The sequence below is a fragment of the Bartonella sp. WD12.1 genome (assembly GCF_002022415.1).
Taxonomy (GTDB): Bacteria; Pseudomonadota; Alphaproteobacteria; order Rhizobiales; family Rhizobiaceae; genus Bartonella.
Genome location: NZ_MUBG01000001.1, coordinates 1,322,501 through 1,341,680 on the forward strand (window position 1 = coordinate 1,322,501; position 19,180 = coordinate 1,341,680).

Genomic DNA, 19,180 nt, shown 5'->3' on the forward strand with positions numbered 1-19,180 from the left:
CGTAATTTCATTGTTAATGAGATTAATTTTGATGGTACAGATACGTTTACTGATGATAAAGCGCAACAAGAAATACAAAACGCTGGATTAGTAGTGGACACAAAAAATGAATTTCTTTCAATTCTCACATTGGGGGAGCTTTTAAAGACAGATAACTTATTATCTACCCTTAAATTATCAGATAATCCTGAAGTGCGTATTACTCAAGAAAATCTTACTATTTCGCCTCAAAAAAACCGAATCGACCTTACAAAAAATTATGTTGAAGACATCATCCCCGTTCATAAAAAACAAACAATATTGAAAATACTTCAAGAATTTGAATCTGATTATAACACAGAACAAATTGAACAAGTTGCGCAAGCTTTAGCCACATTAAACCATTCAGATTTCCTTAAAGAAGAAAGTCTCTTACGCCTTGGAATTGTCACGCAACATGGTGAAGAAGATCATATTGTGCGGGCAAGTATTTATCGCAAAAAGTATCATGTTCTTACAGTTGCTTTAAATGATGATAATCAATTTGTTGAAAGCATAGAACCAGAAATGTCTCCTATTCTTCAAACTGCGTTTCAAAATGGTCTGTCTCATTCTGCAATTAACGTTGGGCGATTGCCGACAGTTTATGATGCCATCTATCGTGCTATTCTTAGCCATAATATGTCACCTTCTGTTTCACAGCGCCTTATTCGTCTGCTCGCAACCAATATTGACATGAAAAGCCGCATCACACCAACCGATCAGCTTGAAATATTTTATGCTGTGCCCAAAGAAAACAGCAATGAAAAAGACAAAAAAAGCACACAAAATGCGCAACAGAGCCAAAACACTCAAGCCCCCCCCATTAATCAAGAAGTTCCCATTAATAATGTAGATCCCGAAATTCGCTATATCAGTGCCACTTTCGGTAATGTAACCTATAAATATTATCGTTATCAATCTAAAGACGGCAGCGTTGATTATTATGATTCAGAAGGAAAAAGTTCAAAGCCTTTTCTGCTCCGCAAACCTACTCCAAATGGCACTTTCGGCTCACCTTTTGGGCCACGCAAACACCCTATTTTAGGCTATGTGCGCATGCATACTGGGGTTGATTGGATCGCACCAAAAGGATCACCCATCATTGCCGTTGGTGATGGTGTTGTAACCAAAGTGGGTGTAACCAGTGGTTATGGAAATCATGTAGTTATTCAACATGCCAATGGTTATGCGAGTAGTTATTCCCATCAAAATAATCACGCACCAGGCCTTAAGCAAGGAATGAAAGTACGGCAAGGGCAAGTGATTGGGTACGTTGGATCAACTGGGCTTGCAACAGGGCCTCATTGCCATTTTGAAATTATTGTTAATGGCACAAAAGTTGACCCCATGCGTATCCGCATACCCAACAGTAAAGAATTACTCAATCAAGATCTGCAAATATTCTTGCGAGAAAAACGTAATATTGATTCTTTAATCAACAGCCCCACAAAATCAATCAATGATTCTTAAATCAGACTTCAGATTTTAATAATCAGAAAAATGCTTAAACACATTTTTTCAATTTTTAAAAATAACAAACAGAATAAAAGGCTTATATAAATAGAATGCTTAAAAGGAGCACTTTAAAAGCATATGGAGAAAACCAGCTTATATAAAAAAGCGCTTAAACCGCATAAAGGGAAATACTTTAAAACCCACAAAAAGCAACGCTTGGCTTTCCCTTACACAAGAAACAACCAAATAAAATAAAGTAACATAAAGGAGAGAAGAGAACTCTTTTAATAGCACCTTTAAGAGATAGATGATGAATCATTTGCGCTACGCGTTTTCAGTTTTGGCAAAGGAATGATTACCTTTGTTCCACCTAAATCAGATGTTTCAAACAATGGTTTTTCACCAAACTGCATACAAAGTTGTTCGATAACCAAATGGCCAAGGCCTGCTTTTTCCTCTAAATTTTGGCTATTGATGCCCACCCCATCATCTTCAACGATCAGGATCATTTGATCATTATCCTGAGGGATAAAAGAAACATAAATATTCCCACACCGTTGATCGGGGAAAGCATGTTTTAAAGCATTTGTCAGCAATTCACCAAGAATAATCCCAAGTGTTGTAGCATCTCTTGATGATAATTGACACTCTTTGAAATCTGTATAAATGGTGATATTTTCGCGCAATTCAAGGGGCACTGCCAATTCAACATCATGAACAACTGAACTTAGAAACTCGGCCACTAAAGTTGTTTCCATATCATCGCACAAACGCAAACGTCGGTGTGCAGTGGAGATTGTTTGAATACGATCACGTGCAGCACCAAGAACAGAACGTACTTCTGCATTTTTGCTTCGATTTAATTGCAAAGCAAGCAAAGAAGACACTGTACTGAGCGAATTTCCGATGCGGTGACTTGCATCTTGCAGAAGCATTTCAACACGCTGGCGTTCTTTTTCAGCATGGTTGCGTGCTTTTTCCAATTCTTGTGTTCGCTCTTTCACACGTGCTTCAAGAGCAGCATTTTCGCTATGAAGTAACAATTGATATGTTTTTAAATAACGAACATCACGACGAAACCGATTGATCACAAAGTAAGCTGAAACAAAAGTGCTAACAACAGCAACAATCGCTGCCAATGTTAAGGCAGCACGCATCATAGCTATGTCTTTGCGTTGTTTTTGCCGCGTTGCATTATCCCCATTGATAAAATTTGTCATTAACTGAGCTAAACGTGCAACTTGAAGTTTTGAAATTTCAGGAGAAGATGGTGGTTTAACCAATGGATCACTAAAAGAATCAAGAGAAACCATATGCGCAATCATAATGGCTTTGCGCGCTTCAACTTCTTTTTTAAAAGCGCTAAACCATTCATACCATTGCGGCTTGGAATAGACAATAAGACCAGTATAATCAAGAATATCATCAAGATTACGCGCTGCATTTGTAAAGTGGGTTTTATCTTCTTCCTTGTGGCTACTTTCATAGCGACGGTCCGCTGCCGCCATATCAATCAAATTAATCAATACCAAATCAGCTTGTTCTCGCAATTGTGAACTTGTATTCAACCGTGCAACCTCCCGATCTACTGCATTGGATAACAGCATAATAAAAATTGCTGCTAAAAAAGCCATCAAAAGAGAGATGATAATTGCCACCCAACGCCAACGTGTAATTGTTGAACCAGAAGAAGATATTTGAGGAAGAAAATCCGTCTGTGTTGTCATAGAATTTCCATCAATAAACCTGACAATCGTCATTCTTCAGTGTATAGGAGAAAGGTTTTCTTGATCATTGATATAAAAACCCTGGCAGATACCTGATGCAGGCCTTTTTTATTTTTCCTAAAAATGCAGGCTAAATCGTTTAGAAGATCTTGCAAACGGTGATTTCCTGTAAAAGTTGTAATGGAAAGACAAAAAACAAAGCTTTTAACCATCATGGTGACGCTCTTTAGCTATTAAATGAGCACAATGTACTTCCAGCCGAATAAGCATCGGGGCCATAATCGGATTCACCATCTACCTTGAGAAGTTCTTGCAAACGATTGCGCGCTCTGCTGACACGGCTTTTAATTGTCCCCACAGCACAGTCACAAATAACTGCAGCATCTTCATATGAAAAACCAGACGCACCAATTAAAATAATCGCTTCTTTCTGATCAGCAGAAAGCATGTCTAAGGCCTTTTTAAAATCTTGCAAATCCAACGATCCATATTGAGCAGGGTGAACAGCTACATTTTTAGACAAAAGGCCATCACTGTCTTGAACCTCTCTACCTCTTTTGCGCATCTGACTGTAAAATTCATTACGCAAAATGGTAAAAAGCCAAGCTTTGATATTCGTACCCATTTCAAAACTGTCTTGCTTAGCCCATGCTTTCACAATAGTGTCTTGGACGAGATCTTCTGCCTTATCGTGCTTGCCACTTAAAGAAATAGCAAAAGCGCGCAATGCCGGCAGGATCAAAAGCAATTCTTGTTTAAAATTTTTCGCACCCGTCATCATAAAGGATCAAACCTCTTCTGCGCTGTTTAAAGAGGCGCGTTCTGCTTGATCCAATTTTTCCAAAAGTTCTAGAAAACGAACAGGAATAGCTTCTTCCTGAATCCCCATATAAAATTGGCGCAGTTTCAGAACAATCTCGCTGTTAACGCCAAAAAGATTATCGCCAAGTGCAGAAGGATCGGTGAGATTTTTTTCACCACAGTCGTTCATTTTTCAGTCCCTTAACCCATATATTAACTCAAAGAAGATTTTTCTCTTCATGGTTGTAAATATAGTTGCGCTTAAAAAGTTCCATATGAGGGAAGGAACTTTTTCGTATGTTGGGAATTTTAATTTTCAAAAGCGCTTTTAAAGACAGAAGGAGTTATCAATCATGTCATTATCAATGCGTATTGCCCCACATCTTCCTTATCTTCGACGTTTTGCAAGATCTGTTACAGGCAGCCAATCGTCTGGTGATGCTTATGTAGCAGCGATGTTGGAAGCGCTTATTACCGATATCTCCATTTTTCCAAAAGCATCAAGCGATCGCATTGGAACCTATCGGCTTTTTTGCCACCTTTTTGATCAAACCACACCCAATATCGCTGAGCCATTGCCGCAATTTGGTCTTGAACAAAAAGCAAACGCAAAATTATCATATCTTACACCGCGTGCACGCCAAGCATTTTTGCTAATTGCTGTAGAAGGCTTTAATGAGCGTGAAGCAAGCGAGATTATGAATATTGATGCACAACAATTCCATCAATTTCTCAATCAAGCATCTATCGATATTTCAGCACAAATAGCTACACAAATTATGATTATTGAAGACGAACCTCTCATTGCGATGGACATTGAACAAATGGTGGCAAATCTTGGTCATCAAGTTGTAGGGATTGCACGCACCCGTGATGAAGCTGTTGTCATGTATCACCAAAAGAAACCTCGGATGGTTTTAGCTGATATTCAATTGGCAGATAATAGTTCGGGTATTGATGCGGTTAATGACATCTTGAAAAATGACCACATACCTGTGATCTTTATCACTGCTTTTCCAGAAAGATTACTGACAGGAGAACGCCCTGAACCAACTTTTTTGGTTACTAAACCCTTTAATCCTGATATGGTAAAAGCACTTATTTCGCAGGCTTTATTTTTTCAAGAAAATGCTTCCAAAGCCGCATAATGGAAAGCAATATTTCAATTATGAGCATCAACCCTGTTTCTACTCTGCCTATGGACAGATCTCATCTCAGTGCCCTTATGCAGGCTATCCGCAGCGCTGATATTTGTGTTTTCTATCAGACAACAAATCTGATTCATTTATGGGCTGAAAACTTGCCTCAGCATTTGCACAATAAATGGCGAGTGGGTTGTCGCGATAATGATTTTTTTTCACCTGATCTTGCCGATAATATGGAAACGATCAAATTGCAGGTCTTAGCCACTGGCAAAATGCAAACTATTGAAGTGCAATTTGAAGATATGGCAAAACAAGAAATTTGGTATAAATTCTCGATTGATTGTGACCGCAATGATCGTGGAGAAATTATCGGCGTGATCACAACAGGTGTTGAAATTTCAGGCCTGCGCCGACGCGAACAAGTGCTGAAAATTTTGCTCCGAGAAGTCAGTCATCGCTCTAAAAACCTTTTGGCTATCATTCAAAGCATTGCTAGCCAAACTGCACGCTATACAGAATCGCTTCAAGTTTTTTTACGTAAATTCCAAGGACGTCTGCATTCTCTTTCCCATTCTCAAGACCTTATTACCGATTCCAACTGGCGTGGAGCACAATTTCGTGAATTGGTACAATCACAAGCCTTGGGTTATCTTGTGAAAGAGATAGAGCGATTTTCTATTGAAGGTGCTGATCCTTACCTCTTTCCAAACGCGGCTTTACATATTGGTTTGGCTTTTCATGAATTAATTGTCAATTCACTCTCTTTTGGTGCCCTGTCACAAGAAAGGGGAAGCGTATCTGTGCACTGTGAAATCCACGTAAATACCAATAAACCAGCAAATCTCTTAATCACCTGGCATGAAAATTTTGAACCTGGAACCACTCTTTCTGAGCACAATAAAGCCTGTTTTGGCAGTACAGTTTTAGAAAAAATTGTTCCCATTTGCGTAAATGGATCAGCCTCTTTAAAAGTAACAGAAGAAGGAGTGGTTTATTGTTTATCTGTGCCTGATACTTATTTTGATCTTGATACGTTTTCTTAAAGAACACTTCAAATATAAAGAAATACACAAAGCCCCCTCATCATTCCCGATATAATGAATGACTTGGATGCCCATCAATATCCATTATATCTTTTTTGAAGCAAAAATTTGAAGTTTGCACTACCAGTTTCTTTAAATCAAATCGATATAACCAATCTCTTGGCAATAAATTTATGCCATCAAATTTACGCCATCACTCTTTTCAGAATAAATCTGGCTTCACGCACCTTTTGGAACAAACTAAATACTATAAACGTTTAAACTGCAAATTTCCTTTGTCAAAAGATCACTCAAAGAAGCTATCAACATTTTCTCTGGAAGGTATTTTATGAATCCTATCGTTGCTGTTCTTCTCCTAGTTTCATGTAATGATGATTTGAACAGCTGTTATTCCAATGACTCCATAGTGCAATTCTACCCAACAACACAAACATGTGAACAAGATATCGTACCATCAATCAAAAAACTTACGTTCGGGCAGCAAATTTTTGCCCAATGTACAAACATACCAATAAACTCAGCACAACAAAAAATCTCTCTTGTTTGGTCTGTCACAAGCCAAGGCAATTTCCTGCTTCAAAGTCTCCATAACAACGATAACGAGAAAACAGATCTTAAAACAAACACCTTGTGACTTCTTTCTTGTTTTTTAAAAACACTTATCCATTGTAAAAAAATCATTTAAAGCATAAATCCTTTAAGCTTAAAAAGAACAATGGAAAAATGCACTATGACCTATAATACGCATGCTTTTCAAGAAAACCATAAAAAACCACACACCCTACCCCAAGATAAACCTTTAGATCCTGCAGTAGAACGGGTGAGAAAAAAACTCATGCGTTTAATGATCATATCCATTTCAATTACAATCATTCTTATTCTTTTTGTGTTGGCGGGCGTAATCTATAAAATTATAACACCTGAAACAGCTTCCAAACAAACAAAGCCTCTTGCCTTTCAAAGCGAAAACCTGCCCTTTGCTCATCATACACTCTTACTGCCACCAAAAGCGCAGATTATATCGCAAAGTCTCTCAGACCATCACATCGCACTAAGAGTTTTAATGCCAAACGGGCAAACACATTTTATGATTTATAATTATCGCACAGGTGCTCTCATTTCAAATCTTTCCGTGACAATGACACAAGAAACAACTCTTACAAAGCCTTTTCAAGTGCAATAATCAACACAAACTTAGCCTTTTTCCCCTACTGAACGCGTTGATGTTGTTTTGCGTCGACGTGGCTTTTTTGATGCCTCTTCACCAGATAAAGGAAGGGAAGCAACTTTTTTTGCAGATTCATTCCTTTTTTCAGAAAGTGCTGCCACTTGAGATAATTCATCAGAAGAGGACTCTTGAGTCTGAGTATGCCGACGTGGCAAACGACGCGATTTTTTGGCAACTTCACCCCCCTCTTCAGCAGTTCGTTTTTTTTGCTCAACAGTTTCAGTTAATTCAGAACTCTTGGCTTCTGGAGTATCAGATGAGCGTATATTTCTTTTACTACCTTTTCGTCTTTCATTGTGTTTTTGTTGTTGCGTGTGCGTCACAGGCCTTTCATCATTGCTATCATCTATTTTAATATTTTCAGCACCTGTTTCTTCGCAGCTCTTCTCACCATTTTCATCACACTGAACGAGTTGAGAGCTATGCCCAACTGCTGCAAGGATAATACGCAAATAATGTTCAGCATGTTGCAGATAATTCTCCGACATAACGCGGTCACCAGCACCTTGTGCATCACGTGCAAGACTTATGTATTTATCAGCAATTTGCTGGGCATTACCACGAATTTTAACATCCGGTCCATTACTTTCATAATTACGGGACAATGGATTAGGGCCACGACGATTATTATTATTACGATTGCGTACCCGTCTATTTTGCTGCGACCTCATATGTATCCCTTTTATATGTATTCCTTTTGGATTATATTTGTTAATTGATTTTTCTCATCGCATTATTTCTTTAATAATGCTGATCATGTTTAAAATACGGTTATGAGACTATCCCCGTTTTATTTAACTTAAATGATATTGAATTGATATCATATCAAAAGCACATATTTTTTGAAAATCACCCAACACAGCAGGGAATATCTCAGCATAATTCCCAATTTATCTGCTAATAAGCAGAAACGTAACGATGTTCTTATAAAATTCCAAGTCTTTTTTTTAAAAAAAACCATATTTCTTTAAAAAAGTGATCAATCTTGTGGAAAAAGAGTAAAAACAAGCATAGTTTTTTCTGATATTTTTCTAATTTTTCTATTATCAACACTTCCCTTAAGGGCAAGCAAATGCTGTACTCCTACTCCTTGCAATCTAGCAAATAAGAACAAAAGATGAGAAAACAAAGCCAAAAAACAAGTGGATCGCCCTTAACCACAATGTATCAAGAACCCTTCTGTAACGAATGATATACAGGTTGCGCTTTAAGCATATTAAGACTTGTATCAATTTTCACACATCATATCATGGGTTGTAACACCCTTACAATTACAAGCATAATCAAGAATATCAAAAATTAATCAAATAAAGAAAAAGAACATTTCTCACTTTCTATTTTCACTGCTCATTGGCGTTTTTTAAATTGTTTTTTTGATTTTGATACAAAGTTAAGCAGTGTCTTTCTTCATTCTTCAGTACACGCCGCCCGCTATGAATTCCCTATCTCCACCTAACTGAATAAAAAATGGGAAACCTTCCGCCACTCAAACTCTTTAGAGCACTCTCTCAAATTATAACTTTGTTATATTATTGTAAACTAATGGCTAATACCTGTTGTCCTTTTTCTCCATTATCCCTAAAAACGACTATTATTCGTCTTTCCTGAATGAGTGCTGTCGTAGCAAAATCCAGCATGTTTTTTCCACCTGGTGTATCACACCGCCAATCCCCTGATTGTTGTGTATATGGAGATAATGAGGATGTGAATAATAACCCACAGAACCCTTCATCAGTAGTAGTAACTAATTTTATAAAGCCCGTTTCTGCATATTCTCTATACGATCCAGCGAAAGCTGTTCCTACCATTAAAACAAACATACTCAAAAACAGAAGTATTTTCTGTTTAATTTTCATAATAATTTTCTTTCTATACAATAAAATAAATTTGTTTTTATTATTTATGCAAGAACTATATTGATAATATTTATCTTTAATCAAGAATAGAAACTACTACTCCAAGTATAGAACATTGAACTTTCCACAATAATTCTTCTCAAAATTCTTGCACTGATTTAATAAGAAAACAAAACAACCTCAATATGCAACTAGCAAATTCAATCCATGGGCATTCTTCCAAAACTCAGTGCTCATCAGAAAAACCAGCTCATTGTGGTTGTACACTTGATGATGAAAAACTTGCACATAATCACTCATTGTATCTAGATTGGAAACAAATAAATCAATATTCCCGTTTCTTACTCTTCCCCATCCAATAATTTGATTCCAATGAATATAACACCAATGCAATTACCTCTCGCTCCTTTAGATATGGGAAATATCCCTCTAATGATGCATTAACATCAATAAAATGAGGGGTAGTTTTATAGGATTAATATAACCATTATAATTAAGGTTACCATTAATCCAACTTATCGCGAATTTTTGAGAAGTTGTTGTTGCAACATAACTAAAGCCTGAAAAGCCAGTAGGCATTTTTATGCACATCAGTCCTATAGGTTCACGTACACGGATCCCATAAGTTGATATGTGGTGGCGGTTGATTAGACCATAATCCACCAATACTCTTAAGATAGAAACCACCAGCTTTTTTACATTTTTAGGGTGATCAATAGCTGCTAATTTACTTGTGCGTTAAATCTTCAATAACTTGTTATGTATGAATCAGATAACTAATAACGTTACTTAAGTAATACTTCCCTTACAAATTAAAATTTTTAATGAGACTCTTTAATTGTGTTATAAATGTGATCACTATATAATGCAGTTTCGCCAGTGATTCATAATAAGACCTAGTACCCAATAAAATCATGACGCACACTGAAAATCAGTAGTGGTTTCTTAATATAAATTCTAGAGTATTAAAAAACGCACTTATAAAAACACACTTAAATGATGAAAAAAGAAAAGTATAAGGATTAAATAAACAAGGGGAATAATTATCATGCTACAACGCAATACTCTTTTAGAAAAGAAGAACGAGAGTAATGCTGTTCACCCCTCCCCTTGGGTCAAACTACCTGACAGGGAGACTTTGTTCGAAAAGCGCGCACATCGTTTCATGCATTTAGCCACAACCAGCCCCAATAAAGAAGATCTCTTATTTTGGGCTCATTTTTGCAATGCACAGCAACAATTAACAAACACATTGAAAGATTTTTCCACAGCACTTAGCCGTTTTACGATGGTGTCTACCCCTCCTTTTGATCGATCAAAAATATTGAGCTTAGGATTTTATGATAGCGTTGTGCATAATTTTTTAAATTATATTTCAACCAGCGCACTACCTGTGAAATATCAAGAAGCTTTCAATAAAGCACAACAGCAGCAAGACCAATGGCGTTTGTGGGGGCATAATCTGTTAAATCATCCGCTTTCCCACCAACATTTAGCAGAGCATATTTTCATCACCGGTGCTTTGCAAATTATTTATTGCCTCACCTCTTCACAGCTTGATCCTCAAACATTGACACCACAAAAAAATAATCTTTGCCCAGCCTGTGCAGGTACATACCTAGCCAACATCGTGGGTGATTGGAAAGAGGAAGAAAAACAACGGCTTTGTTCTTGCTTTTATTGTAGCACATTATGGCGCTCTGCACATTTTCAATGCACTGTTTGTAACGCAGCACACAGCACATTTCACCACAATTTTGAAAAAGATTTAAAAAACATTCTACTAGACAACATCCTCATTGAAACATGTGAAGTGTGTAAACATGAACATGACTACAGTCAGTTCAATCAACACGACAATTCATCTCTCAATGTTTGTGCTCATGATAATGAGCAAACTCATCCCAGATTTTTTCTTGAAAATTCACCCTCATTTGAAGCAGAAGAACTCTAACCCTTTCAAAACTAAAGCACAAACGGTTAAGTGTTCCCCTTTTCTCAACCACCTCATTTGCATCAATAGAAAGTGTTCACCTTGAATCACTTCATAGTCGCTGCACTATTACAGCCATCAAAAATTAAAGAAATCAAAATATCTGGCATCTTTTAAAAAGATTTTTGTCCAAAAACAAACGCACTACCTTATAAAGAAATGGTCCACGTACCACTGCACTTCCTAAAACAAAAAGCCCAATAATTATTTTTAAAAAACAAGCAAAAGACAAGCCTATAATTTTATGCTTCAAACCAGCCTTTTTACTGAACCAATATTCTTTTAAATAAGCATTCACTTACAGCATTATTAAAAAACTAACCACTCTCACTCACTATGTTTACCGCTTAAAATTAAGCAGCTTAAAATTAAATTGAACAATATTCCTGTTGGCTTACATATCTGCCTTTCATCGTATTTTATTTGTTCTCAATTCTTCATTAAATAATCTAAAAATGATTGCGCATTTTATTACTATTTTCATCTTGTTCATTGATTAAACAATCCCGTAAGAGAAAATAATTTCCATCCCCCGGTCTGATCATTCTGATACATTTTTCCTTTGAGCTATCAGAAACCTCTTCCCACATTTCGCGAACTGTAAAATAGGCTTCACTCTCTGAGCGCAAGCAGCGTGAATAAACCTCACCCCTCATATCAGGCAGAACCGAAGCAGCAATTTCTTTACAATAAATGTACAAATCAAATTCTGGAATAACGAGCCTAACAGGCACATGTTGTGGAATCTGTTTTGTGAAAAAAAAGTGATCCGCAATTTTTTGAACTACAAAATAAAAAATCAACACACACAAAAAAAACGTAAAGAGAACAACAGTAATCTTACGATATGCTTTTCTACGATAATATCTTAACCTTGTGTGGATTTTTTTGTCCATAAACTGTTTGCCTTTAACCAATTATGGCAATTTTAATCGATCATGGCAATTTTTGAACAGCAAATAGTGCGACGAGCATAACGATCCATACCATGAACAATTAATAGCATTATGAATTGTCTTGCACAAAAAAGCAATCACTCGTTCTATAAAGTCACCACCCTTTTCGTCATCAAGAAGTCATAATCAAAAGAAGATAAAGCTTTAAATTATTCTGTAGCTCTTTTAAGTATTCTCAACCTTGTTTATTCAATCTTTAATAAAACAAGCGTGCACTCCCCATCTTCTTGTAGGCCCTACTTTCTTTTTAAAATGGTAAATATACATAAAGAATATATAAAAACACCACTAAAGATATTGGTGCATATCCTTAAAACCCTATAAAAATCAAAGATAGCCTGTCTTAAACATCATATCACCTCATCCATCTAAACCAAATCTATCGCAAGCAACAGCTAAGCTCTAACGCGATAACAAGATCACAGTTGTTCTTCCTTCATTCGAAAAAGATACACGAAAACACCTACCATCATCGCGATAATCATAATGGCGGCTAAAGCCCATTGCACAGGCCCATACCCAGTAAAAAGCCCCGTTAAACCTGAGAAAGCCCCAATGACTGGCGCTAAAAATTCTGCTGTCAAAATAGAAACACCGCCTGTAACCTCCACCGCTTGATAATTGGAACAAACATAAGCCCCTTTAGCCCACAACCCCGCTTCAGCAGCACGTCGGTGCACAAGACCTTGCAAGCGTTGCCCTTCTGATTTTGTCCATTTTTGCAATTCAGCCGGTACAGCTTCATAATCACCTTTATTGAGTTTCTTTAAAAGTGTAGAGTTACAAAAAGCACTTGTTCCCACATTATAGCAAAAGGACACAAGAGCTGCGAATTGCTCATCAGTTAAAGGTTGAGAAACCACCTGTTCAACCGTTTGTTCAAATTGTGCTAAATCTTTTCGCAAAATGGCTTCTGCTTCATCTTTTGTGATCTTCATACCCTTTTGTACGATGGGCGCACCCGCTTTGGTTGTGTGTCCATAACCAATTGTCCATACATCCACGGCATCTCGGTAGGCTTCCAAACGCAAACCCTCCCACTTTTTAATCAACGCCAACCCTTCTTCTGATATTGTCCGCATTTTTTTAATCCTTAAATTTCCCCCAGGCATCAATGCTCACTACCCTACATTGTTGGCCAAACATACATTGCCTTATGCCTTGCTTTCAGTGCCTCTGCTTCCATTGTCCTGGAGAATTGTTGCCAATTGTTCTTCTAAAGCAGAAACACGCTGCAACAACTGTGTAGTAACTTGAGTATTCCTTTTATCTTCGCGCTTCATTTCTTGCTGCATATTTTTAAAGAGAGCATTTAAAGGAGCATGTCCCATTCTTCCGCTTGCATAAAGAACCAAGCGAATATGTTCAGGATCATCAATATCAGCGATAGAAAATGGAAAAAGTGCCATTTCGTTCTCTCATTCCTTTTAGGGCTAAAAAATAACTCTTTTGCTTTTGGCAAATGCTTAAATGCCTCACAAACTAAAAACCCCTCAACCCAACCGTTCAAACAAACCACACGCTAGTTCAAGCTTAAAACCACACCAAAACACACACCTCTCCCCTTTTGCAAAAAAAGGAAAAGAAGCCTTCAAAACACAAGCCTGTCATTTTATCAATGAGGTATTATCCACCAATTTGCTGTACGGCTTAATATCTTAACGCAAATAGTGTATGGTGAAGAATCTTCACATATTTGCAATATATTTAAGCTCTCATACCTTTATTCAACTCTCATACCTTAATGGCATAAACAACTGCAACATTGACAGGGCGTACTTCTGGACCACCTGTTTTATTGATTGTAAATGTGTGCGTGTGAATACCCGCAGGCTTTGTCAAAACCCGCTTCTCATAACTATGATATCTGGGCAAAGCACTTCCTCTAGCCGCATCCACCGTGAAAATCTGTTCTACAAATTCATGCTTATGCTCACCCGCACTATCGATTGTTCCTGTATGCGTATGAGATTTAATGGCATCATTTTGTCTGCTTCCTAAAACGCGGTTCTTATCAACCCCTCTTTGACTATCAAGCCCACGCAAAAACATTCCACGTAAATCAGGTACATTGAACGTCGTTTGTTCATCACCGCTGCCCCATGTTTCACCAATAGCTGCAAAAAGACTTGCATAATCCTTGCGCGAATAATCTTTACCATCACATAAAAGCCATCCTTCAGGAATTTTTTCCATGGCAAAAGTCGCAATGAAACCTGACGGAAAACTACTGACTGGTTTTGGAGCAGCCGCAGGTGTGGGATTGGTTAAATACCAGCCATCTTTATCTTCTCCATCAATACCACATTGATACACAAGTTCATAAAGACCATTCTTTCGAATCTCTCCACCACTTAAAGGCACCAATCCATTTGGTGTTACCTTATAAACAGGCTGAGCAGGCAATTGATTTAACGCAACACTTGTTGTTTGAGTATTACCCCCTTGCGCCTTAAAGCGAACAATAATATCGTTCTTATAATCCTCAATAGGAGACTTGGTAACCAAATGAATAGATGTTTTGTTTCCATCTTCTTCTGTGGTAAATTTTGCCTCAATTGTCCCGCCATTATCCGTTAAATATTCTCTAATGCGTTGCATCATTGCACGCGCACTATCATTGACTGAGCTTGGTGGTTGTCCTTCTGCCCAGTTAATGGCCTCATCAGCACGTGCATTTTCGTGCGCAACCAGCGACCAATCATAAATCGAACTCATAGCGCCTGTCCTTCTTGCACCAAATCAACACCAGAAAAGAGGGGAGATGAAAAAGAAGAGCATCTATCTTCAGACACTGTAACTTTTTCCATCTTAAAGCCAATTTTATCATAATCGACATACAACAACTGTGTTTTGTCATCCATATGAACAGCATCAGGCTTTAAATGCATCAGATCTTGCGCAATCACCCCGCGATAACGCTGAGGATCTCCTTTATAATTAAATTCATAAAGCGGGTAGCCATTTTTCTCCCCCACAGCCACGATATTGTCTTTAACCCTGGCATCAGAAAGGCCCATAATGCCACCAATTAATCCAAGCACTTGCTGTGCATCACGTAAAGGATCTTTGGTGACTGAAGGTACTATCACACTCTGTCCTGTCTGAGTACCATAATTTCCAGCTGCTGTTGTGCCCACTTTAAGCAACTGCTCTAATCGATTCCACGCTTGATTGTCTTGCTCCATCCATTTTTCACGCTCAACATCCAAAGCATGCTGGTTATTGGCATCTTGCACCATACCACCCTTTAAAGCATTGCTTTGAGCATTACTTTGTCCTTGATAGAAGTTGTTTGCAGCATTAATCTGATTGTGCGTAGCCTTATCAATCATCTGATTGGCATTCATCATATTCAATACATCTTGATTATATTGTTGTGCTGCTGCACTTGTTGCCAATGCCCCTAACTCATCAGTTAACACACCGGTATGCGCCCCAGAGCCATAGCGCCCTGCCCCCGCCATAGACTGATTAACAGCATCAGAAGTTTTAGAAAGTGCATTGTCTAGCGCATCATTAAATTTGCTATTGTTTCCAATCCAACCACCACTTGCCATAGTGCTAAGATTTTGCTGGCTTTGAGTAGGGCTATTCAACAACTGATTAATCATTGGATTATTAAACTGGTTGGCAGCATTTCCCAACCCCTGGATAGCATTGAGCGTTGCATCACTCAAACCAGCATGGCGGTCACCTTCATAAACATTTCCTCCAATACCTTGATTATACAAATCAAGTGCATCAGAGCTTGCTTGTTGCAAAATACCTTGTGACCATACTGGTGGAGCATTTGTTTGTGTTGTTGTCTGAACTTGAGGAGTTTTTCGTCTACTCATGGGGTGAGAACCTTTCTATAGTGAATAAGATTGATAGCATGTCCATGTTGGCCAAGCATTTTAGACCATCCAAACCTTCCCATAGTCAGCATTTCATCAGCGTGAATTATTCGAGCCCATTTTTCAATCTGATCAATCAATTTGACCAACTTCAGCCCGCCCTCTCCAGCCAGGTCTAAAATGACAACGCGTTTTTTCCCAGTGTGCGTTATTTCAATTTTAGTGATCACGAAAGCACTAAATTGAGTTTCATTTTTTAAGATCAACCATAATTGTGCTTGCCCACCAGCAATTTCTTTTGCAATAGTGTCCAAACACACATCATCGGGAAACCGCTTGGCATATGTTTGCATCGCCGCATTAATAGCCTCTTGATAAAGAGCTATTTTTTCCCACGGCCATTGATTTGTAAGATGAATAGAATACAAATTTTGACTGTCTCGTTGCGCAGTTATATTTTGAGCTTCTTCACCCTTTTGGCAGTCAATCTCAGCATCTTTTCGTCCAACTGCCTTCACCATTTGTTGCACTTTCCTCCAACATCTTCTGCCCATCCATCCGCTCCTGCACCTTCTTCTACCCATCCAGCTGGTTACCTTGCCCCCTGTCTAGACTATTCACTAGCCCTTTGGCTTTTTCCCGCTCACTAGCCTCTTAGCCTCTTGCTCTCCTACCCGTCAGCCCCTTACTTGCCTGGCGCACCCACACTCTTGTTTAACAGCTCACCGCAAACCAGCAGATTTTAACGCCACATCAAATCCGGTTATATGTGACCAGTTAGCCCCTTTAGGAATCCGTAGCTTGAAGCGATAAAACCGCGCCCTTACGCGACAACGAACTTGACCTGTATGAGAAGAAGGCTGCCGTTCTGGAAACCAAATAATTTTTTCCTCGATCGACTGGCGCAAACGCATCCCCACAGATACATAAAATTCTGTGCTATTAACCTGGGGCACAATATTGCTGACACGAGTCATTATGCCATTTGTTTGTCCCATTTCTTGCGATGTCACCACACATGCCATTGGTTCACCAGAAAATGACCCAAGTCTCCCCTGTTGATCAAACGCACCAAGGACAGGCGCTTCATTTTGCCAAACTTTACTATCAAGAGAAAATGGCAAATCATCCAAACTACAAGAAACCCGATCAAGCCCTTCCAAACTGTACCCAGCAGAGAAAATAGGCAAAATCATTGCAATATTAACAGTCGCCACAGACCACTTTTGCAGGCCCCAATCATAAATCAGCAAGGTGCGTTCTTGCGTGTTCTCATCAAGATCAATCATCCAATAAACACGCGTATAAACACCATCAATCGCAGACCACAAAATAGGCAGACTACTTTGATTGATTCTTGTAATCATAGTCCGATCGACTTTTTCAAAGCCAATGGGTGTAATGTGTCCATCAATAGTAATTTGGTAAAATCCACCCTCATCAATAAAGAAAGCAAGATCACCCCGACACACAATCGATTCAGAAGTCTTTGCACCTCGTTTATCGTGGATTTTTTGAAAACTAAAGATAATCTTGGATCCAGGAATAAAGGACCCAGCATAAATAGCCGAGCGCATAAAGATTAGTGGATTAGTCGTCTCTGTTGCCCCTTGCACATATCCACCATCAGGAAAATCTTGATAATCGCAACTTTTTTTACCTACAGTCCAAAATTCTGCATCATTTAACCCAGACCAATGCACACGTCGGGGGTGTTCAGTTAATTTCATCAAACAAACAAAATCACCCCAAACACGAACGATCCCAGCTTGTGGCGGGTTACCCCCTAAATCTCTAAAAGTTTCATCATGATCAATATCAATGACCTGTGGTTTATCATTGGCATTAACAGCAATGACATAATCACCAAACAAAGCAAATGACCAAGGCGCATCGACATTAGCAAAATAACTCTTGCCCTTTTGGCTAATATCTTTCCACTGCATGCTTGTATTATCGAGAAGGTAGATTTTTTGTTCCGTCCCAATAATAATAGACACACCATTTTTTGTCCTCACAGCAATAGCGCCTAAAATTGTATCAGGACAAGACTGAGACAAAGGGCTAAAGCTTGGCATAGGAATATAAGACCCATCAGCAGGTAACACATTGATGAGCTCATCAGTAAAAAGACCATTAATATCAGCAATATCAGGTCTATATTCAGCAACTGAAAAAAAAGCCATTTAAAACCCCATAAACCCAATCATCTAAAACCCACAATCCCTAACCCCACAGTCATCAAAACTCTTGCCAAGCACTTAAAACCAAGTACTTAAACCAAGGACCTAAAATCCTGTTGGCACAATTTGTGAGCAACCCTTTCGACGCGATGTTTCATAACGCAAGATCTGAAGCTGTTCTTGAAAATCGCCCAAAGAAACAGCAGCACATTCAGGATCTTTGAGAATATTTTTGTAAAGTTCATATTTTGCCCGCGCTTTAATGAAATCAAAGGCATGAACAAGCCAAGGATGATCTTCCCCCTCCATATCCCCTTCAACAAAACGCAAAGAACTATAGGAAAGACGAACTGTTCCAACAGTTTCAGGCGTCGGGAAGAGACCTATTTTGCGCTGACAATAAGTATAAAAAACAGGTATCCCCTGCGGTGGGTTGGACCCATAATCTTTTTGCAACATCTTAGCAGTTTTATAGATAAGTTGTGTTCGTGTTGCACCACCATGTTCTAAAAACACACCTTCAAGAGCCCCTACTGTCTTAATTAAGCTCTCCACCGTCTTAATCGAAACATCGTCTTTGTGCCCATACCACGTTTGCCCACTTTGTGTTTTGAAAGTCACCTCTTTGTGTTCATTAAAGAAAAAAGGCTCCCGTTCACATATGCGCAAAGCAGCACAAATGGAATCATAAATTTGAACACAATATTCACCCGTTGTATCATCAATCTCATCTTGAATAAGCTCAACCATGCGAGAAAAAGTTGTTGCACAACCTGATTTGAAATCAAAAGGATGAGTATCGACAGCTGGAATAGTCATTGGCATAAACAATCTCTTTATACGTGTTATCTTCTCCCCCAACAAAATGCTCTGCTGGGAAAGAACATGTCAAAAACGCCCTTAAAAGTACCCAAATAGGTGTATAAGCGCGCC

Annotated in this window: 19 protein-coding genes (1 of these 19 only partly in view); 5 read left to right on the forward strand and 14 right to left on the reverse strand. The window is 38.5% G+C overall.

The features are described 5' to 3' along the window. Positions 1–1,491 carry the 3' portion of a M23 family metallopeptidase gene (locus BWD121_RS05950; protein ID WP_078663753.1) on the forward strand. Its footprint begins 528 nt before the window's first position, so 1,491 of the gene's 2,019 nt are visible here — the last part of the coding sequence; its start codon lies beyond the left edge, outside the window; it ends in the stop codon at positions 1,489–1,491. Positions 1,492–1,772: 281 nt separating this feature from the next. Here the strand turns inward: BWD121_RS05950 and BWD121_RS05955 are convergent, their stop codons facing one another. From BWD121_RS05955 to BWD121_RS05970, 3 genes are all read right to left on the reverse strand, one after another. Beyond that, complete coding sequence (locus BWD121_RS05955; RefSeq protein ID WP_078664083.1) at positions 1,773–3,203, reverse strand: sensor histidine kinase; 1,431 nt, start codon at positions 3,201–3,203, stop codon at positions 1,773–1,775. A gap of 226 nt (positions 3,204–3,429) precedes the next feature. Next, entirely contained in the window at positions 3,430–3,984 is a 555-nt protein-coding gene (locus tag BWD121_RS05965) for an RNA polymerase sigma factor (protein WP_078663755.1), read from the reverse strand. 6 nt (positions 3,985–3,990) lie between these two features. Next, complete coding sequence (locus BWD121_RS05970) at positions 3,991–4,194, reverse strand: NepR family anti-sigma factor (RefSeq protein ID WP_078663756.1); 204 nt, start codon at positions 4,192–4,194, stop codon at positions 3,991–3,993. A gap of 163 nt (positions 4,195–4,357) precedes the next feature. On the opposite strand from BWD121_RS05970, the gene BWD121_RS05975 reads away from it, so the two are divergent. From BWD121_RS05975 to BWD121_RS05990, 3 genes are all read left to right on the forward strand, one after another. Continuing rightward, positions 4,358–5,152: a response regulator gene (locus BWD121_RS05975; protein ID WP_010704274.1), complete on the forward strand. Its 795-nt coding sequence runs from the start codon at positions 4,358–4,360 to the stop codon at positions 5,150–5,152. 20 nt (positions 5,153–5,172) lie between these two features. Continuing rightward, positions 5,173–6,192 carry a sensor histidine kinase gene (locus BWD121_RS05980; RefSeq protein WP_078664084.1) on the forward strand — a complete coding sequence of 340 codons (1,020 nt, stop codon included), beginning with the start codon at positions 5,173–5,175 and terminating at the stop codon, positions 6,190–6,192. A 730-nt stretch (positions 6,193–6,922) separates the two neighbouring features. After that, entirely contained in the window at positions 6,923–7,375 is a 453-nt protein-coding gene (locus BWD121_RS05990; RefSeq protein WP_078663758.1) for a hypothetical protein, read from the forward strand. A gap of 11 nt (positions 7,376–7,386) precedes the next feature. Here BWD121_RS05990 and BWD121_RS05995 read toward each other — a convergent pair whose 3' ends face one another. The 3 genes from BWD121_RS05995 to BWD121_RS08255 form a co-directional block, all read right to left on the reverse strand. Beyond that, entirely contained in the window at positions 7,387–8,091 is a 705-nt protein-coding gene (locus tag BWD121_RS05995) for a DUF4167 domain-containing protein (RefSeq protein WP_078663759.1), read from the reverse strand. An 858-nt stretch (positions 8,092–8,949) separates the two neighbouring features. Beyond that, a complete protein-coding gene (locus BWD121_RS06000; RefSeq protein ID WP_078663760.1) occupies positions 8,950–9,276 on the reverse strand; it encodes a hypothetical protein in 327 nt (108 codons plus the stop codon). Between the two features lie 429 nt (positions 9,277–9,705). Continuing rightward, the gene (locus tag BWD121_RS08255; RefSeq protein ID WP_143245259.1) at positions 9,706–9,939 is read right to left on the reverse strand and encodes a hypothetical protein; all 234 of its coding nucleotides are present in this window, start codon (positions 9,937–9,939) and stop codon (positions 9,706–9,708) included. Between the two features lie 385 nt (positions 9,940–10,324). Between BWD121_RS08255 and fdhE the strand changes: the two genes are divergently transcribed. Continuing rightward, entirely contained in the window at positions 10,325–11,230 is a 906-nt protein-coding gene (gene fdhE / locus BWD121_RS06010) for a formate dehydrogenase accessory protein FdhE (protein WP_078663762.1), read from the forward strand. Positions 11,231–11,718: 488 nt separating this feature from the next. Here the strand turns inward: fdhE and BWD121_RS06020 are convergent, their stop codons facing one another. The 8 genes from BWD121_RS06020 to BWD121_RS06055 form a co-directional block, all read right to left on the reverse strand. Then, entirely contained in the window at positions 11,719–12,165 is a 447-nt protein-coding gene (locus BWD121_RS06020; protein ID WP_078663764.1) for a hypothetical protein, read from the reverse strand. Between the two features lie 479 nt (positions 12,166–12,644). Next, positions 12,645–13,307: a lysozyme gene (locus tag BWD121_RS06025; protein ID WP_078664085.1), complete on the reverse strand. Its 663-nt coding sequence runs from the start codon at positions 13,305–13,307 to the stop codon at positions 12,645–12,647. A 72-nt stretch (positions 13,308–13,379) separates the two neighbouring features. Then, the gene (locus tag BWD121_RS06030) at positions 13,380–13,634 is read right to left on the reverse strand and encodes a hypothetical protein (RefSeq protein WP_078663765.1); all 255 of its coding nucleotides are present in this window, start codon (positions 13,632–13,634) and stop codon (positions 13,380–13,382) included. A gap of 325 nt (positions 13,635–13,959) precedes the next feature. Continuing rightward, complete coding sequence (locus tag BWD121_RS06035; RefSeq protein ID WP_078663766.1) at positions 13,960–14,943, reverse strand: phage tail protein; 984 nt, start codon at positions 14,941–14,943, stop codon at positions 13,960–13,962. Further along, positions 14,940–16,064 carry a tail fiber domain-containing protein gene (locus tag BWD121_RS06040; protein WP_078663767.1) on the reverse strand — a complete coding sequence of 375 codons (1,125 nt, stop codon included), beginning with the start codon at positions 16,062–16,064 and terminating at the stop codon, positions 14,940–14,942. Before BWD121_RS06040 ends, BWD121_RS06035 begins: the two co-directional genes overlap by 4 nt. After that, complete coding sequence (locus BWD121_RS06045) at positions 16,061–16,519, reverse strand: hypothetical protein (protein WP_078664086.1); 459 nt, start codon at positions 16,517–16,519, stop codon at positions 16,061–16,063. The genes BWD121_RS06040 and BWD121_RS06045 overlap by 4 nt, the downstream gene beginning before the upstream one ends. 267 nt (positions 16,520–16,786) lie before the next feature. Then, the gene (locus BWD121_RS06050; protein WP_078663768.1) at positions 16,787–18,250 is read right to left on the reverse strand and encodes a hypothetical protein; all 1,464 of its coding nucleotides are present in this window, start codon (positions 18,248–18,250) and stop codon (positions 16,787–16,789) included. Positions 18,251–18,352: 102 nt separating this feature from the next. After that, positions 18,353–19,066 (reverse strand): hypothetical protein, encoded by a 714-nt coding sequence (locus tag BWD121_RS06055; RefSeq protein WP_078664087.1) that lies wholly within the window; start codon positions 19,064–19,066, stop codon positions 18,353–18,355. Positions 19,067–19,180: the final 114 nt, after the last annotated feature.